The organism is Mycobacterium sp. URHB0021 (genome assembly GCF_054057895.1).
On record NZ_JBSRZT010000002.1, the window covers coordinates 7,601,552 to 7,624,543 of the forward strand.

Genomic DNA, 22,992 nt, shown 5'->3' on the forward strand with positions numbered 1-22,992 from the left:
CCCTACCAGGCGTTGTCCATGTCTCCATGTTGGGTGATCCAGGTGTGCATCGCGATGCCCGCGGCGACGGCGGCGTTGACACTGCGGGTCGACCCGAATTGCGCGATCGACACGGTCAGCGTGGCACCCACCCTGGCTTCGTCGGTGATGCCGGGCCCCTCCTGACCGAAGATCATCAGGCAGTCCCGCGGCAAGGTGGTGTGTTCGAGCCGGACCGCGCCGGGAACGTTGTCGACGGCGACGACGGTAAGCCCGGCTTCGGCGGCGGCGGCCAGCAATTCGGCGGTGGTGTCATGGTGGCACAGCCGCTGGTATCGATCGGTCACCATGGCCCCGCGCCGGTTCCAGCGGCGCCGGCCGACGATGTGCACGGTGTCCACCGCGAAGGCGTTGGCAGTGCGCACGACACCGCCGATGTTGGCGTCGTTGCCGAAGTTCTCGATCGCGATGTGCAGCGGGTGTCGGCGCCGGTCGATGTCGGCCACGATCGCCTCGCGCGTCCAGTACCGGTACGCGTCAACGACGTTGCGGGTGTCGCCGTCGCGCAGCAGCGCAGGGTCGTAGCGGGGGTCGTCGGGTGGGTCGCCGGCCCAGGGTCCCACTCCGGGACCCACCCCCCATTCGGTCGGGCCCGGCTCACTCATCTTTGGTCCACAGCGCGGCGTGTGTGCCGACCATCGACACGGTGGCGTACAGCAGCGCGGCGTTGATCTCACCCTGCGTACACAGTGAGGCGCGCACCTGAACGGCGTCGAGCGAGGCGTCGGGCAGGACGAGCACCGACGCACCGTAGACGTCGCAGGCGTGGCTGAGTCCGGGCGGCGGCAGTGTCGGTGCGGCCAACACCATCAGCGGACCGCCGCGGCGGGCCGAGTCATCGCGGTATCTCGTTGCCAGACCGCCGATTTCGAGACCGATCAACATGTAGCCGTTGCCGCTGAACGCCGCAGGGTCGCCCAGTGCGGTGGGCTCGAGCTGGGTGCCGTCGGCCCGGAACGCATCGACGCTCGTCGTCTTGAGCTGCAGCCCGGTGTCATTCTCGTTGGTCGGGGGGACGCCGACCGGGAACGCCGCCGGGTAGGCCGCGGTGGTCCCCGGGGTGCGGTCGCGGGGCGAATAGACGTACACGCCGCGCACCTGCGACTCGTCCCGGAAGGGTCCGAGGCAGACCGTGCCCGTCAGCCGATCCGGCGTCGGAGCCGACAGGGGTTGCAGAGCAAGGCTTGTCGCGTCGCGGCAGCCGTTGAGACCGTTGGCCTCGATCGGGTGGGCGAGGGCGCCGTACAACCCGAACCGGATGTCGTCGGGCTTGGCGTGCGGGGATCCGGCCTGCGCCGGTGCGGCGTCCACGTCGACGAGTACGTAACCGCCGTCGAACCGCAGGTTGCTCACGGACATGTTCCAGCCCAAGATGGCCTGCGACTGCCCCATCCCCGAGGCCTGCGTCGAATACGGATGCGGGGGGCTGTCGTCGCCGGAACACGCCGAGGCCGCGATGACGACCACCGCCGACACGGCGATCAGCCGCACCGGCAGCTACGTCCGGCCACGGCCTCTGCCAACAACTTTCGTCACGGTACGCACCAGGTTGCGTGGCACCACGCGGCCACCCGCGGTAAGCACCTTGTACTGCAGTCCGGGGACGATGACGACCTTGCCCTTGGCGACGTCGGCCATGGTTTCGCGCACCACGTCCTCGACCTCGAGCCACAGGAACGACGGTGTGCCGCTCATCTCGATGCCCGCGCGCTCGTGGAATTCGGTATGGACGAAGCCGGGGCACAGCGCGTGCACGCCGACGCCGGTACCGCCCAGACCATTCGCCAGACCCTCCGAAAACGCGATCACCCACGCCTTGGACGCCGAGTACGTCGACCCGCGGCCGGGCAACAGCCCGGCCACACTGGCGACGTTGATCACCGTTCCCGCCGCGGCGGCGCGCATCGGCGGCATCGCGGCATGGGTCAGCTGCATCACCGCGGTGACATTGACGTCCAACTGCTTCTGCAAGAGCGCCAGGTCGGCCGACCAGAACTCACCGGAGGTGCCGAAGCCGGCGTTGTTCACCAGAACCCGCACCCCGGCCGCCAGCCGGTCGCGCACCTTCGCGCGGTCGGCCGGGTCGGCGAGGTCGGCGGGAAGCACCTCGACGCCTGCGCCCGCCTCGTCGTGCAGTTCCGCGGCGAGCCGCTCGAGCCGCGCCACGTCGCGGGCGACGAGCACCAGGTCATAACCGTCGATCGCGTACCGGCGGGCGAACCCCGCCCCCAGCCCGGAGGTGGGTCCGGTGATCAGGGCAACAGGGCGTGACATGCCCTAGAGAGTACTTACCGCTGATAGTGCGGTGACTGGCGTCCGTTGCGCGAGGGTGGCGGCGGCCGCTGCTCGGACTGGCGGGGGTCCGGCCGCTGCTGGGTGTAGCGGCCCACGTCGGCACGGCTCGGCGGAAGATCGGTGCGACCGGGCGGCAGTTCGGAGCGGGCCGGCGCAGGCGTCAGCGGCCGGCTCGGCGATCCGCTGCGACGTGCCACGGGCTGACCGGTGCCGCCCTGACCCGTCTGCGGTACCGGCGGCAGCACCCGGAGCAGATCGTTGAACTGGCGGACGGTGCGCAGGCCCTCGTCCCACTGGGCACGCGTGCTGGTGACGGGCATGCTCACCAGCGTCCAGTTCTGCTCGTTCCACATGATCTCGGCGCAGTCGGGCGCCGTGTGGGCGAATGTGACCATCCGCCGGTCGCAGGCGCGCCTCGCGGCGTCGAGGTTGGTGGAGTACACCATCCGCGGACCGATGGCGCCGAGCAGCCAGATGTCGTTCTCCCGCGGCTCTTTGATGCCCTTGAGCCGCAGGTCGACCACCACGTTGGTGCCGACCTTGCGGTGCAGCGCGATGACGGTCGCGACGTCTTCGAGGTCGAAGATGAACACGGCCTCGCCGCGGATCTGGCCGAGCACCACGTTCTTGGCGCTGATGTCCCCGACGGTCGACATCACACCGCGTTTCCAGCGCTTCAGGATCTCCCGCGATTCCTGCTCGTAGTCGAAGCCGTGCGACTTCGCCCACGATTTGCGGCGGCGCCCCAGCCCGCGTCGACGGTCGATGTCGACGTACAGCAGCACCGCCGCACCCACAAAGCAGAGTGCGGACAGGGTGAACCAGAGCGGGACCATCAGGCCTAGCCTATCTGCTGGGCCCGCCGAACCCCGAACTCGAGCAAGTCACAATCTCCTCACATAGCGTCTGCACGTGGCCCATGACGTCGGCCGGATCGGCGAGCTAAGCCGCGGGGCGGTCGAGGTGGGCCGCCGAGGAGGAAGATCGGGTGGCCGTGGTCAACTCGGCGAATCCCGAGCCCGCCTCCGGCCAGCCCGTAGGCGTCGAGAAGCTAGTCGTGATCACCCGCGAAACTGTATTCCAGCAGGAAAAGTACGAGTAGACGCCTGCTGGAATACAGTTTCGGCGAAGTAGATCATCCCAGAACCAGGGTGTCTCCGTCCGCGCCGACGTTGACCGGCACCACGTCGCCGTCGTGCACGTCACCGGCCAGCAGCAGCTTGGCCAGCTGGTCACCGATCGCCTGCTGAATCAGCCTGCGCAGCGGGCGGGCCCCGTAGAGGGGGTCGAACCCACGGTCGGCCAGCCACTTCTTCGCGCGCAGCGACACCTCGAGGGTGAGCCGCCGCTGTGCCAGCCGCTTGGCCAGCTGCTGTAGCTGGATGTCAACGATCTCGACCAGCTCCTCGGGGTTGAGGCCGTCGAAGATGATGACGTCATCGAGGCGGTTGATGAACTCCGGCTTGAACGCCGAACGCACCGCCGCCATCACCTGCGCCTCCGTGCCGCCGGAGCCGAGGTTGCTCGTCAGGATCAGGATGGTGTTGCGGAAGTCGACGGTGCGGCCCTGACCATCGGTCAGCCTGCCCTCGTCGAGCACCTGCAGCAGCACGTCGAACACGTCCGGATGGGCCTTCTCGATTTCGTCGAACAGGATCACCGTGTACGGACGCCGCCGCACCGCCTCGGTCAGCTGACCACCCTGGTCGTAGCCGATGTAGCCGGGAGGCGCACCGACGAGGCGGGCCACCGAGTGCTTCTCGCCGTACTCACTCATGTCGATGCGGACCATCGCCCGCTCGTCGTCGAACAGGAATTCCGCCAGCGCCTTGGCCAGCTCGGTCTTACCGACACCGGTGGGGCCGAGGAACATGAACGAGCCGGTCGGCCGATTCGGGTCGGCCACGCCTGCGCGGCTGCGGCGCACCGCATCAGAAACGGCCTGGACGGCCTTCTTCTGACCGACGACGCGCTTGCCGAGCTCGTATTCCATCCGCAGCAGCTTCGCGGTCTCGCCCTCGAGCATCCGCCCGGCCGGGATGCCGGTCCACGCCGACACCACGTCGGCGATGTCGTCGGGCCCGACCTCTTCCTTGAGCATGACGTCCTCGCGGGCCTCGGCCTGCGGCAGCGCCGCGTCGAGCTTCTTCTCGACTTCCGGGATGCGGCCGTAGCGCAGCTCGGAGGCCTTGGCCAGGTCACCGTCGCGCTCGGCCCGGTCGGCCTCGCCACGCAGCGTGTCCAGCTGCTCCTTGAGCTGACGCACGATGTCGATGGCGTTCTTCTCGTTCTGCCACCGGGTGGTGAGCTCCGCGAGCTTCTCCTTGCGGTCGGCCAGCTCGGCACGCAACTTCTCCAGCCGGTCCTTGGAGGCGTCGTCTTCCTCTTTGGCGAGCGCCATCTCCTCGATCTCGAGCCGGCGCACGATGCGCTCCACCTCGTCGATCTCGACGGGGCGGGAGTCGATCTCCATGCGCAGCCGGGACGCGGCCTCGTCGACCAGGTCGATGGCCTTGTCCGGCAGGAACCGCGCGGTGATGTAGCGGTCGCTCAAGGTGGCCGCCGCGACCAGCGCGGAGTCGGTGATGCGCACACCGTGGTGCACCTCGTAGCGGTCCTTGAGACCGCGCAGGATGCCGACGGTGTCCTCGACGGACGGTTCGCCGACCAGCACCTGCTGGAAGCGGCGTTCCAGCGCGGCGTCCTTCTCGATGTACTTGCGGTACTCGTCGAGCGTGGTGGCGCCGACCAGCCGCAGCTCTCCGCGGGCCAGCATCGGCTTGATCATGTTGCCGGCGTCCATCGCGGATTCGCCGGTCGCACCGGCGCCGACGATGGTGTGCAGCTCGTCGATGAACGTGATGATCTGACCGGCCGAGTTCTTGATGTCGTCGAGCACGGCCTTGAGCCGCTCCTCGAATTCGCCGCGGTATTTCGCTCCGGCGACCATCGAGCCGAGGTCCAGCGATACGACGGTCTTGTCGCGCAGGCTCTCCGGGACGTCGCCCGCCACGATCCGCTGGGCCAGACCCTCCACGATCGCGGTCTTACCGACGCCGGGCTCACCGATGAGCACCGGGTTGTTCTTGGTGCGGCGCGACAGCACCTGCACGACACGGCGAATCTCGTTGTCGCGGCCGATGACCGGGTCGAGCTTGCCTTCCCTGGCGCGCTCGGTCAGGTCGGTGGAGTATTTCTCCAGCGCCTGATACGTGGCCTCAGGATCGGGGTTGGTGACGCGGGCGCTTCCGCGCACCTTGACGAAGGCGTCGCGCAGCGCCTCCGGTGACGCACCGTGCCCGGTGAGCAGCTTCGCCACCTCGGAATCTCCGGCGGCCAGGCCGAACATCAAATGTTCGGTCGAGACGTACTCGTCGTCCATCTCGGTGGCGAGGTTCTGGGCGGCCGTGATCGCGGCCAGCGAGTCCCGCGACAGTTGCGGCGTCGAGGCCGCGCCGCTGGCGCTGGGCAGTCGGTCCAGGAGTCGTTGCGTCTCGGCGCGGATTGTCGCGGGTTCGACGCCGACGGCCTCCAGGAGGGGGGCGGCAATGCCGTCGTTCTGAGTGAGCAGTGCCATCAAAAGGTGGGCGGGCCGGATCTCCGGGTTGCCTGCGGTGGTCGCCGCCTGCAGGGCCGAAGTCAGGGCCGCCTGGGTCTTGGTCGTCGGATTGAACGAATCCACGACGATCCTCCGATCATTCGAAAATGGCTGGGTAAATGCTTGTCGTGATGTGCAACGCCGTCAAGGTTGAGTCTGTTCCGCTCAACTCCAACTTTTTTGCCGAGCCTGCGGGGAGATCGCGCCATCCGTGTATTTCGCGACCTGTTCGCAGTTTCGCCAGTTTCGCCGGCATCGCCGAGTCGGTCGACGATTTCACGTCGGCCGCTGGAGACCCGGGCCGCTGCCGCCAGCAACCTGGGTTCGCGCAACTCAGTAATCGGCACGTCGACATCGGCAAACTCGTTTACCACACCGTTTGTTGGCTTACGCTGAATCGAGCAAGTGCGGGCGCGTTGCGCCAGAGGACGCTTTGGCTGCGAGGGGAAACGCATTTGGACATCAACACCGTCACCGAAGTTGTCCGCCAACCACTCGACCCGCCAGGAGCCCACTGGCGACCCGGCGACGCCTGGCTGGCCGGCGGCACCTGGTTGTTCTCCGATCAGCAACCCGACCTGCGCCGCCTCATCGACCTGGTGCCGCTCGGCTGGGACGCCCTGGCGGCCGGTGACGCGGGCCTCGAAATCGGCGCCATGTGCACGATTCGGGACCTGTACGCGTTCGCAGCGCCGACCGATTGGCGGGCCGGCCCGCTGTTCGCCGTCAGTTGTGAGGCGTTTTTGGCGTCGTTCAAGGTGTGGAACTCGGCCACGGTCGGCGGCAATATCTGCATGTCCCTGCCCGCGGGGCCGATGATCACGATGACCGTGGCGCTCGAGGCGACCTACACGCTGCTGTCCCCGGATGGCACGGCACGCACTGTAGACGCAGTCGATTTCGTGACCGGGAACCACGAGAACATCCTGTCGCCGGGGGAGCTGCTGCGAAGAGTTGACATCCCGCTGGGCGCGCTACGTAAGCGGTACGCACATCGGCGCTTCACCCTCACCCAGCTCGGGCGGTCGACGATCTTCATGATCGCCACCCAGCGGCCCGGCGCCGACGACTTACTCCTGACGATCACCGCGGGCACCACCCGCCCGGTGCGTCTCGCGTTCGACGTCATGCCGGACGCCGACACGTTGGCGGGCCGCATCGACGAGTTGTCCGACACGGTCTGGTTCGACGATCCGAACGGCACGCCCGACCATCGTCGCCACCTCGCACAACATTTCGCCGAAGACATCCGCACCGAACTCAGCGTCGGAGCGTTCTCATGACGTACACCGTCAACGGTGAGGCATTCGATGCGGAGCCACATCCCGGGCAGTGCCTGCGCACCCTCGTTCGGTCGTTGGGCTGGCACGGTGTCAAAAAAGGGTGTGATGCAGGTGACTGTGGCGCGTGCACGGTGTGGCTGGACGGGGACCCGGTGCACAGCTGCATCACCCCCGCATTCCGCGCCGAGGGCCGCGAGGTCACCACGATCGAGGGCCTCGGCACGCCGGAGGACCTGCACCCGATGCAGCGGCAGTTCCGCGACGCCCCGGGATTTCAGTGCGGCTTCTGCACCGCGGGCATGATCATGACCGCGGCCACCTTCACCGACGAGCAGAAGAAGGATCTGCCCCGCGCGCTGAAGGGAAACCTCTGCCGGTGCACCGGATATCGCGCGATCGAAGACGCCGTCAACGGCTTCACCGCCATCGAGGAGGCCGAACCCGGCAACGCCGTCGGCGCCAGCGTGGGTGCGCCCGCGGCCATCGGCGTCGTGACGGGAACCGCCGAGTTCACGATGGACACCGAGATGGCGGGCATGCTGCACATCAAGGTGCTGCACTCGCCGCATGCGCACGCCCGCATCGTGTCCATCGACAAGACCGCCGCGCTGGCGGTCCCCGGCGTGCATCGCGTGTACACCTGGGAGGACGTCCCGCGGAAGCGGTACAGCACCGCGATCCACACCGACCACCTGGTGGATCCCGACGACACCTACATCCTCGACAACGTCGTGCGCTTCACGGGCCAGCGGGTGGCCGCTGTGCTCGCCGAGTCGGTCGAGGCCGCCGAAGAGGGCTGCCGCATGGTTGGTGTCGAGTACGAGATGCTGCCCGCCATCTTCGATCCCGAAGAGGCGATGGCCGACGGCGCGCCCCAGTTGCACCGCTACGACGACCCGTTCGCCCGCGACAAGGACCGCAACATCCTGCTCCAGTTGCACGGTGAAATCGGCGATGCCGGAGCGGGATTCGCCGAGGCCGACGTCATCCATGAAGGCACGTACTTCTCGCCGCGGGTGCAACACGCACATCTCGAGACGCACGGATCGATCACCTGGATGGCGGACGGCAGGCTGCACGTCCGCACGGCCTCGCAGTCACCGTCGATCGCCAAGCTCAAGCTGTCCCATCTGTTCGACCTGCGTCCCGACCAGTTGCGCGTGTTCTGCAAGCGCGTCGGAGGCGGCTTCGGTGGCAAACAGGAGTTGATCTCAGAGGATCTGCCCGCGCTGGCCACGCTGGACACCGGCCGCCCGGTGTCCTGGGAGTACACCCGCGAGGAGGAGTTCACCACGGCCTCGCCGCGGCACCCGATGAAGGTGACGGTGAAACTCGGGGCCAAGGCCGACGGGACGCTGACCGCGTTCGGATACCGCAACGTGTCCAACACCGGCGCCTACGGCAATCACGGCGGTGAGACGCTGTTCGCCGCCGGCGCCGCAATCGCGCTCTACCGTTGTCCCAACAAGAAATTCGACGCCTGGTCGGTTTACACCAACACCGTGCCCAGCGGCGCGCTGCGCGGCTACGGCATGACCCAGCCGGGCTACGCGGTGGAATGCGCGATTCACGAGTTGGCGGTGAAGCTGGGCATGGATCCGATGGAACTGCGGCGCCGAAACGTCGTCCGACCCGGCGACGCGCTGCTGGCGCTCGACGATCACCCCGACGACGTGGCTTTCACCCAGGACGGCATCACGCAGTGCATCGACCTCGTCGACGAAGCCCTACGGCTCGACGACACCGGACGTGACCTCGGCGATGACTGGCTCGTCGGGTCCGGTGCCGCGACGTCGCTACACGAAACCGCGCCGCCGACGGACCACATCTCTGATGCCTGGGCAACGCTTCGTGACGACTGCACCTACGAGATCGCCGTCGGCACAGTCGAGTTCGGTGAAGGCACCTCGACCGTGCACGTGCAGATCGCGGCGACCAACCTGGCTACCACACCGTCCCGGATCCGCCTGGTGCAATCCGACACCGACAGGACGGGCTTCGACACCGGCGCGTTCGCGAGTGCAGGCATGTTCGTCGCAGGCAACGCGGTGAACTATGCCTCCACCGCACTGCGGAAGCGGATACTCGAATTCGCGGCCATCCACGCCGGCGTCGACGTCGCCGACTGCGCGATGGACGACGACGGGGTCGTGTGCGGTGGCAACCGCGTGTCGCTGGCCGAACTCGTCGAGGCCGGCCGCGCCCGCGGTATTCGGTTCACCGAGTCGCGCAAGGCATACGGCTCGCCGCGCAGCGTCACGTCGAACACGCACGGCTTCCGCATCGCGGTCCACCGGGTCACCGGTGAGATCCGCATCCTCTACAGCGTGCACGCCACCGACGCGGGTGTGATCATCAACCCCGCACAGGTGCGCGGTCAGGTCGACGGTGGCGTCGCGATGGGCATCGGCTTCGCACTGACCGAGAACTTCCGCGTCGACCACAACGGCGTGATGGTCAACCCGAACCTGCGCAACTATCGGATCCCCACTTACGCGGACGTCCCCCGCACCGAGCTGCTGTTCGTGAGATCGTCCGACTCGGTGGGACCGATGAAGTCCAAGGGCATGGCGGAGTGTTGCATCAACCCGGTGGCACCGGCGTTGGCCAATGCGCTGGAGGACGCGACGGGTGTGCGCTTTCGGGCGTTGCCGCTGACACCCGAGAGGATCTACGCCCGGCTCGATTCGACGAACCTGATCGCGGTGACCTGAGCATGGACACCAAGAATCCAACCGATACCGCTGCCACCGTCATCATCGGCCAAAAGGTGCGCCCCGGCCGCGAGCAGCAGTTCGAAGCTTGGCAGAAGGACATGAACCGGGAAGCGTCCAAATACCCGGGGTTCATCGGCGCCGAGATCAATCCGCCGACCGCAGTGCAGGCCGAGTGGGTGGTGGTCTACCGCTTCGACTCGATCGCCCACGTCCAGGCGTGGCTGAACAGCGCCACCCGTCAGGAACGCCTCGACGAAGGGCAGCAGTACTGCGAGGGGATCGGGACGCAACAGGTTCTCGGCGGCGGTGCCCGCCACACGGATCCCCTGGTGACGGTGGCCGTTACGCACGTCGTCGCCCCAGAGTCCGTCGACGACTTCCTCGACTGGCAAGAACGGCTTCGCCAGGCGGAGAGCAAGTTCCCCGGCTTCCGCGGAACGGAGCTGTTTCGCCCAGTCAAGGGCGTGCAGGATGAGTGGACGGCCCTGTACCGCTTCGACAACGCCACCAACCTCGACAAATGGCTGACCTCCGAGGATCGCCGACAGTTGCTGGCAGAGGGGGAACAGTTCTCCGAATTCCGGTCACGGACCATCGACAACTCGTTCGGCAGCTGGTTCGCGTTCGAGGACCGCGGCGACGAGGCGCCACCGCCGTCGGAGCTCAAGACATCCATCGCGGTGTGGGTGGGCCTCTATCCCACCGTCGTGCTCCTCACGCTCGTACTGTCGCCGCTGCACATGCCGCTGTGGCTGGGCATGCTCGTCGGCAACCTCTTCTCCAGCCTCCTGATGAGCTTCGTGACGATGCCCTACTACGTGAACCCGCTATTGAAATACTGGCTGCGGCCACCGCCGAATGCGCCCGAGGCACAGACGAATTGGCGCGGCATCGGTATCGCCGCCATTGCCCTGGTGGCCTGGACAGTCGTCTTCTACATCGTCACCAGGGTGTTCTGGCACCTACCCTGACACACCCCGGCTTCGCCCACCCGAAACCCTAGCGCCCGCCGAGCGGCACGACACCAGGCGCTGTGGGCATCGGCACCGTCGCAATGAGCTTGGGCGCAAGGGTTTTCCTGTCTGGCGCCGGGCGTTCAAGCGTGAACTTCCGCACCTCTGGACCACCTGGCACCATGCCGGCCGCCAGGAGGTCGGCGCCGTGGGTGGTACTCGTCGTCGCGACGGTCACACCGGCACCCGCGAATGGTTCGAACGAAGCGATCTGGGCGTACTTGACGTTTTCCTCGTGGTGGTTCGGGTTGTCGAGGTACATCCCGGGCTGACCGTCGAGCCGCGACCCCGACGACCACACCCGGACCGTGCCGGCTCCGCCGACCTGTCCGGTGACGATGCTCTTGGCGCCGCCCTCGGCACCCGCGACCCAGCCGGTCGACAGGGTGACGCCGCCCTTGTAGTTCTCCTCGTACGCCATGAACTGCGACGACATCCGGGGATCGCTCGGCTTGCTCGGATGTCCCTGCGGCGTGGTTCCGTTGGCCTGTGCCCTCGCCGTCGGAGTGAACAGGTCCCACCGGAAGGTCTTGATCAGCGGCGCATCGCCGGGGCCGGGCGCCGTCACCACACTCTCCCGGCCCGAACCCGCCTCCACCAGTCCGGTCGAAAGGGTCACACCCGCTTGGGACCCGGGATACGGAGTGAACGCGGAGAACACGTCGGGGGCCTTGCCCGCCTCGGACGGCACTGTCGAGGAAAAGACCTTGATCTGCGATTCCATGCCCGGTCCCGACCCGACAATGACGTTGTCAGCCATCGCGTTTCCGTCGATGTCGGCGCCCGCCACCGTCACCCCGCCGGTGAAGTCCGCGTCGAACGGCGCGAACCGCGTCAGCTCGGTCTTGAAGACGCCGTCCTTGGTGTTGTTGCCGTCGTAGACCGCGACCTCGGGCGACACCCCCCGGCCCGTGCCGACCACCAGGTCCAGGATCATGTCCCCGTTTACGTCGGCCATGGCGACGCTGGGGGCGCTCTCGAAATCGGGGAACGGGACCACTGTTTGCAACACCTTGTCGCCCTCGGCGTCTCGCACCTGGACCGAGGCCGGCTTGCCGTTGCCGCCGGGGATCGCGACGGCATACGTCGACACCTCGGGGATGACGTTGATGAGCGCCATCAGGCCGTTGTCCTCGTGGTTGAGCCGGTGGCAGTGGATCACGTAGGTCCCGGCGAATTCCAGGAACTCCTGTCGAAGGTTGAGCGACGCAGGCGTGGTCGCTACGTGGTTCTCGTCGATGAGCGGAGCGGGCACGTTGGCGTTGTCCACGCCGAACGGTTGTACGCCCGTCGTTCCTCGATTCGGATCGTCGACCTGCGTGACCTGGAAGTCGTTGACGTGGATGTGCATCGGATGCGCATCGTTGTTGAAGTTGGTGATCGACCACTCTTCCACCGAGTTGAGGCGCGGCTGAATCAGCGGAATGTTCGGGAACGTGTTGGCGTCGAACATGTACACGATGGCCTTGGGGTCGTTGTGGTCGGCCTTCTCGTTGCCGAACCCGCCGGTGACCGTCAGCGCCCGGTTGACCGCGGGCGTCATCACCGACGTGTCCACGAACGACGTATACGCGTCGAGGTTCTGGCCCGGCTCGAACGCCGTGGTCTGTCCGTACCCGCTGGTGTCGGGGGTGGCCCGCAGCAGCGTCTGCGTCGGGAACACGAAGAAACCGTCGGCGTAGCTCACGTACTTCGGGTCGACGTGGAGCGTGCCGAGCACCGCAGGCGGATTCTTGGTGCCATTATTGGTATACAGCACACCGGGATTGACGATCGGCTTCGCGCGCGGGTCAGGCGGGAACTCGAGGACCAGGTCGCCCTGCCCTGGCATGGTGACCGCGATCGCGAACCGTGACGCGGGTGGGATGTCGAGCGTCGTTCCGTCGCCGTAGGTCGGGCGACCGACCTGGGTATACGGGTTGCCGTCCTGCCCCACGATGGAGAACTTCGGGTGGTTTCCGGTCGCGGTCTCGGTCAATCTGACTGTCATGTAAGCGATGTCGCTGACGTTGGCCACCGTCCAGATCTCCGTCTGGCCCGGCTTGAGCTTCAACTCCGGCTGGAACTGGCCGTTGACCGTGAACTGCAGATCGCGCTGATTCTCCGGCAGGGCCGGATTCTCGGCGACCTTCTTGGTCGGGCTGTCGAAGGCGATCAGGTTCGACGGCATGAACTGGGTCTGTCCGCGGTTGTTGTGCGGCGACAGCGGGCCCTGCCACCAGGCGGTGATGTACTCGGCTCCGTTGGTGGTCTGTTCGAAGTTCACCGGCGCAAGGCTGGGTCGATACGTACCGTCCGCCATCTGCGACCCCTCGGGGCCCGTCAGCGTGCTCACCCACTGCGGCCAGGTCAGGTTGTTGAGCTGATGGCCGGTGCCGTTGCGGTCGAAGACATAGTTGTACTGAATCGCCATGTCGCGCACCGGAATGTCGTTCTTCGTCACCAGCGGAAGATTGCCGTCGGGCCTGCCGATCTCGAGCAGGCCGGCCAGGCCCATGTACGTCTGCATCGCCGTCATGGTGTGGCGGTGGCTGTGGTACCAGTACAGCCCGTTGGGCATGGTCTTCGGCACGTCGTAGGTGTATGTGTTGCCCATCCCGGCCGGAATCGACAGCAGCACGTTGTCGGCGTTGCCCTGCGGGCTGACGTGCAGACCGTGAGTATGCAGGTTCAGCGGCGCCTCGGTGAGCATCGGTGGGTAGACCGGCACCTGGCCGTCCTGGGGGGTGAAGGCCGGATCATAGAAGTCCTGGATGTTCAGGCCCTGAAGGTCGTTGTCGTAGTGGACGATCAAGCGCTCACCGGGTTCGACCCGCAGGGTCGGGGCCGGGTAGAGGTTGTCACCCTTGGCCGCACCGTCCGAACTCGTGCCATTGATCAGGTCATAGCCGAAGACGAGGAAGTTGGAGACGGGTTCCTTGACGGTGTCCAGAGCGACGGTGCCCTGGTGGGCCGACAGCCGCACCTCGAGCACGCCGTCCTTGCTGGACAGCCGGACCGGCTCCTGGAACGCGGCCGGCTTGCCGTCGGGTCCGGCGTTGACACCGGCCTGCGGCGCGGGCGCCTGCCGCTGTCTCGAACATGACGTGAACATCGCCACCAGCGATACGACCACCAGCAAAGCGATGGCGAGGACCAGGTTCCGTCGACGGACCACAGCGGTCTCCCCCATTCCCCCACGGACGTGATCGAGCAGCGTCAATGCCGCAAGAAGACTACCCAGCAAACCGCGGTCCGGAGGAAGACTTGTCAAACTGGTGGGTTTGCTACAGCTTCGTATCCTGCGCCGACAACGCCTTCCACACCGAGCGTTGCCGATCTGGTACGCATGGCCCATCACTATCAGAGAGACCGAGCGAAATCCGGCGATTGGGCCTACCTTCTGGTCAGGGGACGAAGGGCAATCTGTGACGCATAATTGGGGCTCGGTGCTGACCGAACTCATTCCGTTGGCCCTTGTGGTGGCGCTGTCGCCGCTCTCGATCATTCCCGCGGTGCTGGTGCTGCACACGCCCCGGCCACGCCCGACGGGGCTGGCGTTCCTGGCTGGTTGGTTGATCGGCCTGGCTGCCTTGACGGCCATCTTCGTCGAGGTGTCCAGCTTGATGGGCGGGTTCGACAAGCCGCCGTCATGGGCGTCATGGCTGCGCATCGTCGTCGGTGTAGCGCTGGTGGTGTTCGGCCTGTACCGCTGGTTCACCCGCAAGCGCGCCGCCCACACGCCGGCGTGGATGCGCAGCCTGAGCAACGTCACGCCGATGCGGGCGGCGTTGACCGCAGCCGTCCTCACCGTGCTCAACCCTAAGGTGCTATTCATCTGCGCGGCCGCCGGTTTGGCCATCGGATCGGCCGGCCTCGGTTCCTCTGGTGTGTGGATCGCCGAGATCTGGTATGTCGCCTTCGCCGGCTCGACGGTGTCGATCCCGATCCTTGCCTATACGGTGTCGGGAGACCGTCTCGACGGCCCACTGGCCCGGCTCAAGGACTGGATGGAAGCTCAGCACGCCACCCTGGTGGCTGGGATTCTCGTGGTCATCGGTCTTCTGGTGCTGTACAAGGGAATTCACGGGCTATAGACCGGGCAGGCCCAACTCCTCGGCGTCGGCGGTCAGATAGCGGGTGACCGTCGGTGCGATCAGTGTCACCACGTCGTCGGCGGACAGTGTCGCCAGCGGCGCCACCTCCATGACGTAGCGCAGCATCGCGGTACCCACCAGGCTGCTCGCCGCCAGCAGCGATCGCAGTCGGGCCTGCTCACCGCCGCCGAGCACTCCCGACACCGCGGTCAGCACGTAGCTCTGCATGAAATCGCGGAACGCGTCGTGCGCGTCGGAGTTCGATGTGGCCGACTGCAACATCGCGCGCATGCTGGCCGCGGTGTCGGGCGTCTCCCAGATGTTCAGGTAGGTGCGCACCATCCGGGTGCCGATGTCGGGGTCGTCGTCAGGATCGCCGCGGAGGGCGGTGACCAGGACCTCGGGGTCGATGATCAGCCGCAGCGACTCCCGGAACAGTTCATCCTTGGACCCGAACAGGTACAGCACCATCGACGGGTCGACATGGACATCGCGCGCGATCGCGCGCAGCGTCGTCTTCTCGTAGCCCTCTGTCGCGAATCGTTGCTTGGCCGCGGCCAGCACGGTGTCACGGGACACCGGCACGCCCTGACGCCGGCCTCGTCGCTTGGCTGATGTCGCAGGTGGAGCCACTCTTCGACACTAACATTTCAATGGCTGTTGAAATATATCTGCCTCGGCGTTAAGCTGCTGGAAAGGAGTAATTCAACACTGGATGAAAAGAGTGATCGATGAACACGGACACCCTTCCCCGGTACAGCCAGTACGCCTCGCCGACGCACGAACCACCGGCCGCCGTCCGTGCGGTAGGCATCGTGATCGCGCTCGCCGTCGCGATCGCGGTGATTGCGATCGCGTTCGCGCTGCCCGCCACGCGTTCCAAGCCGCACGACGTGCCCATCGGTGCGGCCGGACCGCAGGCGGCCAATGGGCAAGTGGCCGACCTTCTCGAACGCCACGCCCCGGGTTCCTTCGCGCTCACCTACTATCCGGGCGAGGCGGCGCTGCGGGACGCGATCCGCAACCGGGACGTCTACGGCGGGATCTCGTTCGGACCGGACGGGCGCAAGCTGCTGATCGCGACCGGCGCCGGCCCCGCCGTCGCGCAGATGCTGACGCAGCTGGGCACCGGAATCGCCCAACAGGCGGGCGTTCCATTGGCCACGGAGGACCTCGCCGCCCCCACCGCCCGGGATCCGCGCGGCATAGGGCTCGCGGCGTCGGCGCTGCCGATCACGCTGGCCGGGCTGCTGCCCGCGATCTCGCTCGTGATGATGCTCAGGCGAGAGATCTGGACCCGGTTCGCGGCCGTGGTCGTGTTCAGCGGGCTGGCCGGCCTCACGATCGCCGCACTGCTGCGTTACGTCTTGGGTTCCATCGACCAGAATTTCTGGGGCGTGGCCGGTGGTCTGACGCTGGGTGTGCTGGCCGCCGGGCTGTCGATGCTGGGCCTCGGCTCACTGTTCGGCCGGGCCGGTCTGGCGACCGGCGCGCTGGTGGCGCTCCTGCTGGGCAATCCGCTGTCGGGCCTGACCAGCGCCCCCGAGCTGCTGCCCAGCGGCTGGGGCACGCTCGGGCAGTGGTTGCCGCAGGGCGCCAACGCCACCCTGCTGCGGTCCACGGCGTTCTTCGACGGCGCCGGTGCGACAACCGCGATAGCCGTGTTGGCCTGCTGGATCCTGGCCGGTGTGGCGCTGACGGTGGCCGCGGCACTGCGGCAGCCAAAGCGCCGAGCCGCCTGACTTACACTCGGGCGGCGTGGGACTCGACGACCGTGACGCGCTGCGTCTGCTGCGCGACGCGGTCGATCCCTCGCGCGGCTCCGACGACCTGATCCGCCGGTTCTACACCCGCTGGTTCGCCATCGACATGTCGGTGCGCGACCTGTTCCCGCCGGACATGGACGTTCAGCGCCACGCATTCGCGGAGGCGGTGACGTGGCTGTTCGGCGAACTCATCGCACAGCGCGCCCAGGAGCCGGTGGCGTTCCTCGCCCAGCTCGGCCGGGATCACCGCAAATACGGTGTCACGCAACGGCATTACGACACGATGCAGGACGCGCTGTTGACGACGCTGCGGAGCCATCTCATCGAGAAGTGGGACGACAGGCTGGCCGGGACGACTCGGGACGTCGTCGCACTGGTCGTCGGCGTGATGCGCGGCGCCGCCGACGCCGAAAAGGGGCCGCCGTTCCGTGACGGCACGGTGATCGAGCACATCCGAGCGACTCGCGACGTCTCGGTGGTCCGGCTGCAACTGGACCGGCCGCTCTTCTACCACCCCGGCCAGTACGTCATGGCCCAGGTGCCCCAGTGGCCACGCAGGTGGCGCTACCTGAGCCCGGCGATCCCCGCCGACCGCGACGGCGGCATCGAGTTCCACATCCGATCGGTCACCGGCGGCATGATCAGTCCCGCGATCGTCGGCGAGACCAGGCGCGGCGACCGGTGGCGGCTGTCCAACCCGCACGGGGCCATGCACATCGACCGCAACGGCGGCGACGTGCTGATGGTGGCGGGCAGCACCGGTCTGGCGCCGCTGCGCACGCTGATCATGGACCTCACCCGCTTCGGTGAGAACCCGCGTGTTCACTTGTTCTTCGGCGCCCGTTACCCCTGCGAGCTGTACGACCTGCGGACTCTGTGGCAGGTGGCGTCGACCAACCCGTGGCTGTCGGTCACCCCGGTATCGGAATACGGCAGCGATCCGCCGTGGGCCGCCGACTATCCGGACGTGCAGCCGCCGCGGGGCCTGCACGTGCGCCAGACGGGGACCCTGCCCCAGGTGGTGACGCGCTACGGCAGCTGGGGCGATCGCCAGATCCTGATCTGCGGCGGGCCCAATATGGTGGCCGCGACGAAGGCCGCGCTGATCGCCAAAGGCGCACCGGTCGAACGTATTCAGCACGACCCTCCTGCCAGCTGAAACGCGGTCGTGGCAGGATCGTGAACCATGCCGGAGTTTGAAACCGTCACGCTGCGTGACCCCTCGTCCAAACTGACCGCCACCTACGTGCCGAAGGCCGGCATGATCGGCACGTCGCTGGACGACGACGGGGTGGAGTTGCTCGGCCAGCGCCGCGGTCTGCAGGCCTACGTGTCGACGCACCGCACGATGGGCATCCCGATCCTCTATCCGTGGGCGAACCGATTGAGCAGCAACGGCTATGGCGTCGATGGTGCCGTCGTGACCCTGACCCCCGGCACCGGCGGCATCCGGACCGACGAGCACGGCGTGCCGATTCACGGCACGTTGGCCGCCTACCCAGACTGGAGCGTCACCACGCAGCTGGAGTCCCAGCTGACGGCCGAACTCGATTTCGCCGCGCGGCCGGGACTGCTGGCAACGTTCCCGTTCCCGCACCTGCTGACGTTGGACATCACTCTGGCCGATCGCGCGCTGACCGTGACGACCACCGTCACGGCCACGACCGGCGCGCGGGTGCCGCTGTGCTTCGGTTTCCATCCGTACCTCCAGCTACCCGATGTGCCGAGGTCGCAGTGGCAGATCGAGACACCGGCCATGCGCTTCCGTCCGGTCAACGCGTGGGGGGTGCCGACCGGTGCGACGGAAGCCCGGGAGGCGTCCACAGAACTGTTGGGCGACAAGTCCATCGACGATGGCTACGACGAGGTCGCACCCGGCGCGGTGTTCGCGTTGTCGGGCGGCGGCCGGCGCATCGAAGTGCACTTCGACGAGGGGTTCAGCGCCGCGCAGGTCTTCGCCCCCGCCAACGACGATGTGGTGTGTTTCGAGCCGATGGCCGCGCCGACCGACTCCCTGCGCCGCGGCGGTTACCGCGCGGTGCAGGCCGGCGAATCGGCGGTCGCGCGGTTCCGGATCACCGTCGCCTAGCCGGGCCGGTGCGGGGCTGCCACACCACCAGCGCGGTGCTCTTGGGACGCGGCTGGGTGCGCAGCGCCTCGAGCTCCTGGGTCATCTCGTGCAGCCGCGACTGCAGCGCTTCGACCTGGTTGGTCAGCTCGATGATCCGCTTGATACCGGCGAGGTTCACGCCCTCGTCCTGGGACAGCCGCTGCACCTCCCTCAGCAGGTCGACATCGTGCTGCGAATAGCGGCGCCCGCCGCCCGAACTGCGCCGCGGGCTGACCAATCCGAGCCGGTCATAGGTGCGCAGTGTCTGCGCGTGCATACCTGCCAGCTCGGCGGCCACCGAGATCAGAAACGTGCGGGCCTCGTCGCTGGAGCGCTTCGACGGCATCACACACCGGCCCATCCGGCCCGCGGATCGAATCCACTGGCCCGTTCGGCCTTCGAGTAGGCCTCCAGCGCCTCCGCCGCTTCGCCTTCCAGGTTGGGTGGCACCGCCACCCTGACCGTCACGAGCAGGTCCCCGTGGCCTCCGGAGCGCTTGGGCACCCCACGACCACGCACCCGAAGGATGCGGCCGTCCGACGTGCCCTTGGGCACCCGGACACCGACCTTGCCTTCCAGCGTGGGAACCGAAAGCGTTGTCCCCAAAGCCAACTCGTGGAAGCTCACCGGCACCGAGACGGTGAGATCGTCACCGTCTCGACCGAATACCTTGTCCGGCTTGACATGTACGGTCACATACAGGTCACCGGAGGGAGCTCCCCGTAGACCGGCCTCGCCCTGGCCCGCCAACCGGATGCGCTGGCCGTCCTCGACACCCGGCGGAATCCGGACGTTGATGGTGCGGGTCCGGGTGGTGACACCGGTGCCCTTACATTCGTCGCACGGATGCTCGATGATCGAGCCGCTGCCGCGACATTCGGTACACGGTTCGGAGAATCCGAACGCACCCTGGTTTCGACTGACGACACCGGAGCCGTTGCAGTTCGGGCACACCTTCGGGCTGGTGCCCGGACGCGCGCCGCTGCCATGGCAATTCGTGCACGGCGCGGGACTGGTGAGCCGCAGCGGCATGGCGACACCCTTGGTGGCCTCCATGAAACTGAGCTCGGTCTCGGTTTCCAGGTCGTTGCCTCGACGCGGCCTGGTGGGCCGCGGCTGTTGGGCGCCACGCCCGAACAGACCGCCGAACAGGTCGCCGATGTTGGCGCCACCCGTTTGCCCGGCGGCATCGAAGAGGTCGTTCAGGTTGAACTCGGCTCCGTCGCCGCCGAATCCGCCGAAGTTGCCGCCACCACCGTACCGGCCTCGACCGAACCCGCCGCTGGCGAACAGCCTGCGGGTTTCGTCGTATTCCTTACGCTTGGCGGAGTCGGTCAGCACTTCCTTGGCTTCGGACACGGCCTTGTACCGATCTTCGGCCGCCTGATTGCCCGGATTGCGGTCGGGATGGTTCTCGGCGAGCAGCTTGCGGGCGGCTCGTTTGATGTCCTGCTCGGTGGCGTCAGAGGAGACGCCGAGCTCCTTGTAGAAATCCTTTTCGACCCATTCACGTTGGGCCATGGTGCGTCACCTCCTCACCTTTACTGGTTTTTACGATTCTGAGGCCTCATCGGCCTGCTCACCGTTCTTGTCGGCCTGCGCGTCGCCGGCATCGTCGGGCACGGTGTCGACCACACCGACGAGGGCGTGGCGGAGCACCTGATCGCCGACCTTGTAGCCACGCCGCATCACGGTGCCGACCATGGGATGGGTGCCCTCGCCCTCGTGCTGCACGGCTTCGTGCAACGCCGGGTCGAACGCGTCACCTTCGGCGCCGAAACCCGAAAGGCCAAGCCCTTCAAGCGCTGTCGACAACTTATCGGCTACCGACTTCAGCGGACCTGATTCCAGGTCGCCGTGGCTGCGGGCGCGGTCGAGGTCGTCGAGCACGCCGAGCAACTGGGCGACCACCGCGGCCTTGGACCGCTCGGCGACCTGCTGCTGATCGCGCAATGCCCGTTTGCGGTAGTTGTCATACTCCGCCTTCACGCGCTGCAGAGTGGATTTGAGTTCGGCCACCTCATCGGCGTCCGATCCAGCCACCGCCTCCGGCGCCGGCCCACTGGGGGCCGGCCCGGCCGCGGTTTCCCGGATTTCACCGGTTTCGGGATCGATACGCCGTTTGTCGGTGACGGTCACCGGCTCGTGCGGATCGCTCTGGCTCACTTGTTCTCCTGGTCATCCTCGACAACCTCGGCGTCCACGACGTCGTCGTTCTGCGACGACCCGGCCGTCCCGGCATCGGAGCCGCCGGCGGCCTGTTCGGCCTGGGTGGCTTCGTAGATGGCCTGGCCCAGGGCCTGAGACTCCTGGCCCAGCTTCTCCATCGCGGTCTTGATCGCGGCGATGTCGGTGCCGGCGAGCGCCGTTTTGGCCTCGGTGATCGCGCTGTCGACCTTGGTCAGGGTGTCCGCGGATACTGCCGGACCACCCGCTCCCTCCTTTGGTTCACGCTGTTCTTTGACGAACTTCTCCGTCTGGTACACCAGCGACTCGGCCTGGTTGCGGACATCGGCCTCCTCGCGGCGCTGACGGTCCTCGTCGGCGTGCGCCTCGGCATCCTTGATCATCCGGTCGATCTCCTCCTTGGACAGGCCGGAGCCCTCCTGGATGCGGATCGTGTTCTCCTTGCCGGTGCCCTTGTCCTTCGCGGTCACGTGCACGATGCCGTTGGCGTCGATGTCGAAGGTGACCTCGATCTGCGGCACGCCGCGCGGGGCCGGCGGGATACCGGTCAGCTCGAAGCTGCCCAGCAGCTTGTTGTGCGAGGCGATCTCGCGCTCACCCTGGAAGACCTGGATCTGCACCGACGGCTGGTTGTCGTCGGCCGTGGTAAAGGTCTCGCTCCGCTTGGTCGGGATCGTGGTGTTGCGCTCGATCAGCTTGGTCATCACGCCACCCTTGGTTTCGATACCGAGGGACAGCGGCGTGACATCAAGGAGCAGAACGTCTTTCACCTCACCCTTGAGGACACCGGCCTGCAGTGCGGCGCCGACGGCGACGACCTCGTCGGGGTTGACGCCCTTGTTGGGCTCCTTGCCGCCGGTCATCTCCTTGACCAGTTCGGTGACCGCAGGCATGCGGGTGGAGCCACCGACGAGCACGACGTGGTCGATCTCCGACACCGAGATGCCGGCGTCCTTGATCACCGACTGGAACGGCTGACGGGTGCGGTCCAGGAGATCTTGGGTGATCCGCTGGAACTCGGCGCGGGTCAACTGCTCGTCGAGGAACAGCGGGTTCTTGTCCGCGTCGACGGTGATGTAGGGCAGGTTGATCGAGGTGCTCTGGCTCGAGCTCAGCTCGATCTTGGCCTTCTCGGCCGCTTCACGCAGCCGCTGCATGGCCATCTTGTCCTTGGTCAGGTCGATGCCCGACGTGCCCTTGAACTTGTCGACCAGCCACTCGACGATCCGGTCGTCCCAGTCGTCGCCACCGAGGTGGTTGTCGCCCGACGTGGCACGCACCTCGACGACGCCCTCACCGATCTCGAGCAGCGAGACGTCGAACGTGCCGCCACCGAGGTCGAAGACCAGGATGGTCTGTTCCTTCTCGCCCTTGTCCAGGCCATAGGCCAGGGCCGCCGCCGTCGGTTCGTTGACGATGCGCAGCACGTTGAGGCCGGCGATCTGGCCGGCTTCCTTGGTGGCCTGACGCTGGGCGTCGTTGAAGTAGGCCGGCACCGTGATGACGGCGTCGGCGATGTCCTCACCGAGGTAGCTCTCGGCGTCGCGCTTGAGCTTCTGCAAGATGCGCGCACTGATCTCCTGTGGCGTGTATTTCTTGCCGTCGATCTCCACAGACCAGTCGGTGCCGATTTCACGCTTCACCGAACGGATGGTCCGGTCGACGTTGGTCACCGCCTGGTTCTTGGCGGGCTGGCCGACCAGCACCTCTCCGTTACGCGCGAACGCGACAACGGACGGCGTGGTGCGGGAACCCTCGGAGTTCGCGACGACGACGGGGTCGCCACCCTCCAGCACCGCGACGACCGAGTTGGTGGTCCCGAGGTCGATTCCGACCGCACGAGCCATGGTGTTTCCTCCTGATATCTCCTGTTTAGGACGTTCTAGGGGTGTGAGTGCACCGCACTCA

Annotated in this window: 19 protein-coding genes; 7 read left to right on the forward strand and 12 right to left on the reverse strand. The window is 66.9% G+C overall.

Annotated features, from left to right (window positions below; translation table 11 throughout):
- Positions 1-2 precede the first annotated feature (2 nt).
- From ACVWWN_RS39375 to clpB, 6 genes are all read right to left on the reverse strand, one after another.
- Positions 3-644, reverse strand: a complete 642-nt coding sequence (locus ACVWWN_RS39375; RefSeq protein ID WP_457148713.1) for a TrmH family RNA methyltransferase — start codon at positions 642-644, stop codon at positions 3-5.
- Entirely contained in the window at positions 637-1,536 is a 900-nt protein-coding gene (locus ACVWWN_RS39380; protein ID WP_457149452.1) for a hypothetical protein, read from the reverse strand. Before ACVWWN_RS39380 ends, ACVWWN_RS39375 begins: the two co-directional genes overlap by 8 nt.
- Positions 1,537-2,313, reverse strand: coding sequence for an SDR family NAD(P)-dependent oxidoreductase (locus ACVWWN_RS39385; protein ID WP_457148714.1), 777 nt, complete (start codon positions 2,311-2,313; stop codon positions 1,537-1,539).
- Between the two features lie 14 nt (positions 2,314-2,327).
- Positions 2,328-3,170: a trehalose monomycolate transport factor TtfA gene (gene ttfA, locus ACVWWN_RS39390; RefSeq protein WP_457148715.1), complete on the reverse strand. Its 843-nt coding sequence runs from the start codon at positions 3,168-3,170 to the stop codon at positions 2,328-2,330.
- Between the two features lie 106 nt (positions 3,171-3,276).
- Positions 3,277-3,399, reverse strand: coding sequence for a hypothetical protein (locus tag ACVWWN_RS39395; protein WP_457148716.1), 123 nt, complete (start codon positions 3,397-3,399; stop codon positions 3,277-3,279).
- Positions 3,400-3,469: 70 nt separating this feature from the next.
- On the reverse strand, positions 3,470-6,016 hold the full coding sequence (clpB, locus tag ACVWWN_RS39400) for an ATP-dependent chaperone ClpB (RefSeq protein ID WP_457148717.1): 2,547 nt from the start codon (positions 6,014-6,016) through the stop codon (positions 3,470-3,472).
- Positions 6,017-6,387: 371 nt separating this feature from the next.
- On the opposite strand from clpB, the gene ACVWWN_RS39405 reads away from it, so the two are divergent.
- Genes ACVWWN_RS39405 through ACVWWN_RS39415 form a run of 3 tightly spaced genes read left to right on the forward strand, consistent with a single transcriptional unit; the run spans position 6,388 to position 10,903 of the window.
- Positions 6,388-7,215 (forward strand): FAD binding domain-containing protein, encoded by an 828-nt coding sequence (locus tag ACVWWN_RS39405; protein ID WP_457148718.1) that lies wholly within the window; start codon positions 6,388-6,390, stop codon positions 7,213-7,215.
- Positions 7,212-9,929, forward strand: a complete 2,718-nt coding sequence (locus ACVWWN_RS39410) for a molybdopterin-dependent oxidoreductase (RefSeq protein ID WP_457148719.1) — start codon at positions 7,212-7,214, stop codon at positions 9,927-9,929. The genes ACVWWN_RS39405 and ACVWWN_RS39410 overlap by 4 nt, the downstream gene beginning before the upstream one ends.
- 2 nt (positions 9,930-9,931) lie before the next feature.
- The gene (locus ACVWWN_RS39415; protein WP_457148720.1) at positions 9,932-10,903 is read left to right on the forward strand and encodes an antibiotic biosynthesis monooxygenase; all 972 of its coding nucleotides are present in this window, start codon (positions 9,932-9,934) and stop codon (positions 10,901-10,903) included.
- 28 nt (positions 10,904-10,931) lie between these two features.
- Here the strand turns inward: ACVWWN_RS39415 and ACVWWN_RS39420 are convergent, their stop codons facing one another.
- Positions 10,932-14,117: a multicopper oxidase domain-containing protein gene (locus tag ACVWWN_RS39420; RefSeq protein WP_457148721.1), complete on the reverse strand. Its 3,186-nt coding sequence runs from the start codon at positions 14,115-14,117 to the stop codon at positions 10,932-10,934.
- Positions 14,118-14,352: 235 nt separating this feature from the next.
- Here ACVWWN_RS39420 and ACVWWN_RS39425 point away from each other — a divergent pair, with 235 nt between their 5' ends.
- A complete protein-coding gene (locus tag ACVWWN_RS39425) occupies positions 14,353-15,021 on the forward strand; it encodes a GAP family protein (RefSeq protein ID WP_457148722.1) in 669 nt (222 codons plus the stop codon).
- Here the strand turns inward: ACVWWN_RS39425 and ACVWWN_RS39430 are convergent.
- Positions 15,016-15,654 (reverse strand): TetR/AcrR family transcriptional regulator, encoded by a 639-nt coding sequence (locus ACVWWN_RS39430; RefSeq protein ID WP_457148723.1) that lies wholly within the window; start codon positions 15,652-15,654, stop codon positions 15,016-15,018. The genes ACVWWN_RS39425 and ACVWWN_RS39430 overlap by 6 nt on opposite strands.
- A 98-nt stretch (positions 15,655-15,752) precedes the next feature.
- Here ACVWWN_RS39430 and ACVWWN_RS39435 point away from each other — a divergent pair, with 98 nt between their 5' ends.
- Genes ACVWWN_RS39435 through ACVWWN_RS39445 form a run of 3 tightly spaced genes read left to right on the forward strand, consistent with a single transcriptional unit; the run spans position 15,753 to position 18,876 of the window.
- Complete coding sequence (locus tag ACVWWN_RS39435) at positions 15,753-16,763, forward strand: ABC transporter permease (RefSeq protein ID WP_457148724.1); 1,011 nt, start codon at positions 15,753-15,755, stop codon at positions 16,761-16,763.
- 16 nt (positions 16,764-16,779) lie between these two features.
- Positions 16,780-17,946, forward strand: a complete 1,167-nt coding sequence (locus ACVWWN_RS39440; protein ID WP_457148725.1) for an FAD-binding oxidoreductase — start codon at positions 16,780-16,782, stop codon at positions 17,944-17,946.
- A gap of 27 nt (positions 17,947-17,973) precedes the next feature.
- Complete coding sequence (locus tag ACVWWN_RS39445; protein WP_457148726.1) at positions 17,974-18,876, forward strand: aldose 1-epimerase; 903 nt, start codon at positions 17,974-17,976, stop codon at positions 18,874-18,876.
- Here ACVWWN_RS39445 and ACVWWN_RS39450 read toward each other — a convergent pair.
- The 4 genes from ACVWWN_RS39450 to dnaK are packed head-to-tail and all read right to left on the reverse strand — an operon-like array spanning position 18,863 to position 22,931.
- On the reverse strand, positions 18,863-19,243 hold the full coding sequence (locus ACVWWN_RS39450; protein WP_457148727.1) for a heat shock protein transcriptional repressor HspR: 381 nt from the start codon (positions 19,241-19,243) through the stop codon (positions 18,863-18,865). The genes ACVWWN_RS39445 and ACVWWN_RS39450 overlap by 14 nt on opposite strands.
- Positions 19,243-20,418 (reverse strand): molecular chaperone DnaJ, encoded by a 1,176-nt coding sequence (gene dnaJ, locus ACVWWN_RS39455; protein ID WP_457148728.1) that lies wholly within the window; start codon positions 20,416-20,418, stop codon positions 19,243-19,245. Before dnaJ ends, ACVWWN_RS39450 begins: the two co-directional genes overlap by 1 nt.
- Positions 20,419-20,448: 30 nt before the next feature.
- The gene (gene grpE / locus ACVWWN_RS39460; RefSeq protein ID WP_457148729.1) at positions 20,449-21,063 is read right to left on the reverse strand and encodes a nucleotide exchange factor GrpE; all 615 of its coding nucleotides are present in this window, start codon (positions 21,061-21,063) and stop codon (positions 20,449-20,451) included.
- Positions 21,060-22,931: a molecular chaperone DnaK gene (dnaK, locus tag ACVWWN_RS39465; RefSeq protein WP_457148730.1), complete on the reverse strand. Its 1,872-nt coding sequence runs from the start codon at positions 22,929-22,931 to the stop codon at positions 21,060-21,062. Before dnaK ends, grpE begins: the two co-directional genes overlap by 4 nt.
- Between the last annotated feature and the right edge of the window lie 61 nt (positions 22,932-22,992).

What these genes read in the sequence shown, in the direction of transcription:
- ACVWWN_RS39375 (WP_457148713.1), bottom strand. Translation starts at nt 644, where the DNA reads ATGAGTGAGCCGGGCCCGACCGAATGGGGGGTGGGTCCCGGAGTGGGA.
- ACVWWN_RS39385 (WP_457148714.1), bottom strand. Translation starts at nt 2,313, where the DNA reads ATGTCACGCCCTGTTGCCCTGATCACCGGACCCACCTCCGGGCTGGGG.
- ttfA (WP_457148715.1), bottom strand. Translation starts at nt 3,170, where the DNA reads ATGGTCCCGCTCTGGTTCACCCTGTCCGCACTCTGCTTTGTGGGTGCG.
- ACVWWN_RS39410 (WP_457148719.1), top strand. Translation starts at nt 7,212, where the DNA reads ATGACGTACACCGTCAACGGTGAGGCATTCGATGCGGAGCCACATCCC.
- ACVWWN_RS39415 (WP_457148720.1), top strand. Translation starts at nt 9,932, where the DNA reads ATGGACACCAAGAATCCAACCGATACCGCTGCCACCGTCATCATCGGC.
- ACVWWN_RS39420 (WP_457148721.1), bottom strand. Translation starts at nt 14,117, where the DNA reads ATGGGGGAGACCGCTGTGGTCCGTCGACGGAACCTGGTCCTCGCCATC.
- ACVWWN_RS39435 (WP_457148724.1), top strand. Translation starts at nt 15,753, where the DNA reads ATGAACACGGACACCCTTCCCCGGTACAGCCAGTACGCCTCGCCGACG.
- ACVWWN_RS39445 (WP_457148726.1), top strand. Translation starts at nt 17,974, where the DNA reads ATGCCGGAGTTTGAAACCGTCACGCTGCGTGACCCCTCGTCCAAACTG.
- ACVWWN_RS39450 (WP_457148727.1), bottom strand. Translation starts at nt 19,243, where the DNA reads ATGCCGTCGAAGCGCTCCAGCGACGAGGCCCGCACGTTTCTGATCTCG.
- dnaJ (WP_457148728.1), bottom strand. Translation starts at nt 20,418, where the DNA reads ATGGCCCAACGTGAATGGGTCGAAAAGGATTTCTACAAGGAGCTCGGC.
- dnaK (WP_457148730.1), bottom strand. Translation starts at nt 22,931, where the DNA reads ATGGCTCGTGCGGTCGGAATCGACCTCGGGACCACCAACTCGGTCGTC.